Below are 2362 nucleotides of genomic sequence, written 5' to 3'. Positions count from 1 at the left end.
GAGAGCCGGGCGGCGCCGCTCGCCAGCTACCGCTGCGTGGAAGACGCCGGGGAGCTGGCCGCTCTCGGCGCGCGGCTGGCCGCGGCAGCGCGCTTCGCCGTCGACACGGAGACGACCGGACTCGATCCGCTCGCCGCCGACCTGGTCGGGATCAGCGTGGCGCTCGTCCCGGGCGAGGCCAGCTACCTGCCGGTGGCCGGCCGCTGCGCCGGGACCGGTCTGGCCCTCGCCGATCTGCAGGCGGCGCTGGCGCCTGCCCTGGCGAGCGGGGACTGCGAGAAGCTCGCGCAGAATCTCAAGTTCGACGCACAAGTCCTTGCCCGGCATGGGCTGCCGATAGCGGGTCCCTGTTTCGATACGATGCTCGCCAGCTACTGCGTCGACCCCGGCCGGCGCAGCCACGGCCTGGACGCCCTCGCCCTGGAGCTGCTCGGCCACCAGATGATCCCCTACGAGGCGCTCTTCGCCGCCGGCGACAAGGAACGCGACATCACCCGGGTGCCCCTGGACCGCCTCACGCAGTACGCCGCCGAGGACGCCGACTTCACGCTGCGCCTGGCCGACGCCCTCGCGCCCGCGCTCGCGGCGGCCGGGGTCGAGCGCCTCTTCCGCGACCTGGAGATGCCGCTCGTGCCCGTGCTCGCGGCGATGGAGGCGGCCGGTATCGGCCTCGACACGGCGCAGCTCGCCGCCCTCGGTGAGCGCATGGAAAGGGCGCGCGGCGAGCTGGAAGCGCGCATCCACGCCGCCGCCGGCCGCGCCTTCGCGATCGGCAGTCCGAAGCAGCTGGCCGCCGTGCTCTTCGAGGAGCTGAAGCTCCCGGCCGGCCGCAAGACGAAGACGGGCCACTCCACGGACGAGCAGGTGCTGGGTGAACTCGCCGGCGAGCACCCGATCGCCGGCTGGGTGCTCGAGTGGCGCGAGCTGTCGAAGCTGAAGAGCACCTACGTCGACGTGCTGCCGGCGATGGTGCTCCCCGCCACCGGCCGCGTGCACACCCGCTTCAACCAGGCGGTGGCCGCGACGGGCCGCCTGTCCAGTTCCGATCCCAACCTGCAGAACATCCCGGTGCGCAGCGAGCTGGGCAAGGAGATCCGCCGCGCCTTCGTGCCGGCGCCGGGCCTGAAGCTCGCCTCCTTCGACTACAGCCAGGTGGAGCTGCGCATCCTCGCGGCGCTGAGCGGCGATGCGGCGCTGCGCGAAGCCTTCGCCGGCGAGCGCGACATCCACCGCTGGACGGCGGCGCGCCTGTCCGGCAAGGCGGAGGCGGAGATCGGCCGCGACGAGCGGGACCGCGCGAAGGCGGTCAACTTCGGCGTGCTCTACGGGATGGGCGCGCACGGGCTGGCGCAGCGCCTGCGCATCCCGCGCGCCGAGGCCCAGCGCTTCATCGAGGAGTACTTCGCGGCCTTCCCCGGCGTGCGGCGTTGGATCGACGCGACGCTCCTCGCCGCCCGGCGCGACGGCGCCGTCAGCACACTGCTCGGGCGTCGGCGGGCGCTGCCCGAGCTCGCGAGCAGCAATCCGGCGCTGCGCGCCTTCGGCGAGCGCGTGGCGATCAACACGCCGATCCAGGGCAGCGCCGCCGACCTCATCAAGCTCGCGATGCTGCGCGTGCACGACTGGCTCGGGCGCAGCGGTCTCGGCGCCCGCCTGCTCCTGCAGGTGCACGACGAGCTGCTCTTCGAGGCGGCGCCCGGCGAGCTGGCGGCCCTGGCGGCCGGGGTGATTCCGCTCATGGAGGGCGTGGGGGACCTCGCCGTCCCGCTCAAGGTGGAGTGGGGCAGCGGCGACAACTGGCTGGAGGCGCATTGACCGCACTGCCTGGACGCGTCTGGGTCGTCACCGGCCCGCTCGGGAGCGGCAAGAGCACCGTCTGCCGGCTCTTCGCCGACTGCGGCGCCACGGTGCTGGACGCCGACGCCCTCGTCCACCGCCTGCTCGCCCGGCACGAGGACGTGCACGCGGGGCTCCGCCGCCTCTTCGGCGAGGCCGTCTTCGGCCCGGACGGGCGGCCCGACCGCGCGCTGATCGCCGCCCGCGCCTTCGACGACGCGGCCCTGCTCGCCGAACTCGAGGCGCTGCTCCATCCCCACGTGTTCAGCGAGCTGGGCGAGAAGGCCGTCGACTGGCGGCAGCGCGGCCAGGGTCTGCTCGTGATGGAGGTCGTGCTCTGGTTCCAGCTCGCCGCGCGTCCCTTCGCGGTCGACGGCGTGCTCCTCACCTGGGCGCCGCCGGCGCGCCTGATCGAGCGGGTCGCCAAGCGAGGGGGCGCGGGCGCGGCGGCCGCGGTGCGCCGCCTGCGCGCACAGGGCGACTGGGAGCAGTGGACGGCCCAGGCCGATCGCGTGCTCAACACCCC

General features: G+C 74.3%; 2 protein-coding genes. Both read left to right on the top strand.

All coding sequences use genetic code 11. The features are described 5' to 3' along the window. The coding region (gene polA, locus FJ251_15545) for a DNA polymerase I (protein MBM4119117.1) at positions 1-1815 on the top strand (1815 nt) is incomplete at its 5' end. Beyond that, on the top strand, positions 1779-2362 hold a 584-nt coding region (gene coaE / locus FJ251_15540), incomplete at its 3' end, for a dephospho-CoA kinase (GenBank protein MBM4119116.1). The genes polA and coaE, both read left to right, overlap by 37 nt.

The sequence above is a fragment of the bacterium genome (genome assembly GCA_016873475.1).
GTDB lineage: Bacteria > Krumholzibacteriota > Krumholzibacteriia > JACNKJ01 > JACNKJ01 > VGXI01.
Note: the sequence above shows the minus strand (reverse complement) of the source record. Positions and strands in the feature narration are given on the sequence as shown.